Source organism: Oleiphilus sp. HI0125, assembly GCF_001635355.1.
The window spans coordinates 1-1,367 of record NZ_LWGF01000862.1 but is presented as its reverse complement, the minus strand read 5'-3'; the positions used below and the strand labels follow the sequence as shown (position 1 = coordinate 1,367).

The window sequence follows — 1,367 nt, the reverse complement described above, 5'->3', positions numbered from 1 at the left end:
GATCTCAGAATGCAGTTTGGCGGACTCGTTGCCGTCAACGGTGTAAACCTGCGTGTTGAAGAGGGTCAAATCGTATCAATCATTGGTCCTAATGGTGCTGGGAAAACAACCGTTTTTAACTGCTTAAGTGGCTTTTATACGCCTACTTCGGGGGTTGTTGAATTTATGGGAGAAGAAATCCAAAAGCTTCCTGATTTCAAAATCTCTCTAAAAGGCATGGTCCGCACCTTCCAACATGTTCGTTTATTTAACGAAATGACCGTGGTTGAGAATTTGTTAGTTGCCCAGCATCGACACTCAAATACCAACCTACTCTCAGGTTTATTCAATACTCCTGCTTACAAGAAGTCTGAAGAACGTGCGATGCACCGCGCGAGATACTGGCTCGACAAAGTGGGGCTGACCGATGTCGCTAACCGCGAGGCGGGCAACTTGTCTTACGGCCAACAGCGCAGACTAGAAATAGCACGCTGCATGGTAACCGAACCGAAGCTGCTTCTACTTGATGAACCTGCGGCTGGCCTAAACCCGAAAGAAACGAAAGACCTAGATAATCTAATTGTTTCGCTCAAAGAAGATTACCACGTATCGGTATTGCTAATTGAGCACGACATGAATCTCGTAATGGGTATTTCAGACAACATTTACGTTATCAATCAAGGAACTCCTCTTGCCTCTGGTACTCCAGAAGAGATCAAAGGAAATCCAGACGTAATCAAAGCATATTTGGGAGAGGTTTGATGTTAGTACTCGATAATGTCCATACCTACTACGGAAAGATTCAAGCACTTAAAGGCGTTTCGTTGAACGTCGATAAGGGTGAAATCGTCACACTAATTGGTGCTAACGGTGCAGGCAAATCTACCCTACTGATGACAGTGTGTGGAGACCCTCGCGCGAGCCAGGGGCGTATTGAATTTGAAGGCAAAGACATATCCAAGACAGATACTGCTGAAATCATGAGAAGCGGCCTTGCCGTTGTTCCAGAAGGTCGCCGTATCTTTTCTGGGCTGACGGTGGAAGAGAATCTACACATGGGTGGTTTTTTCGAGACAAATGAAAGTATCGAAGAGTCTCTCGAGTATGTGTTTGGGTTATTTCCTCGTCTGAAAGAACGCTTTCAACAACGTGGTGGAACCATGTCTGGCGGCGAGCAGCAGATGTTAGCTATCGGCCGAGCACTAATGAGCAAGCCAAAAATGCTCTTTTTGGACGAACCCTCGCTCGGACTGGCCCCTATCATCATTAACCAAATTTTTGAGATTATTGAACAGTTACGCGAGCAAGGCATGACTATCTTTTTAGTCGAGCAAAACGCGAACCAAGCACTTAAGCTTGCTGACCGTGGCTATGTTCTCGAAAACGGC

General features: G+C 46.0%; 2 protein-coding genes. Both read left to right on the top strand.

Features of this window, described 5'->3' with window-relative positions; translation table 11 throughout:
• Positions 1-741: high-affinity branched-chain amino acid ABC transporter ATP-binding protein LivG (livG, locus tag A3762_RS14100; protein WP_231878816.1), on the top strand; the 741-nt coding region annotated here is incomplete at its 5' end.
• On the top strand, positions 741-1,367 hold a 627-nt coding region (locus A3762_RS14095), incomplete at its 3' end, for an ABC transporter ATP-binding protein (protein ID WP_068756145.1). The genes livG and A3762_RS14095, both read left to right, overlap by 1 nt.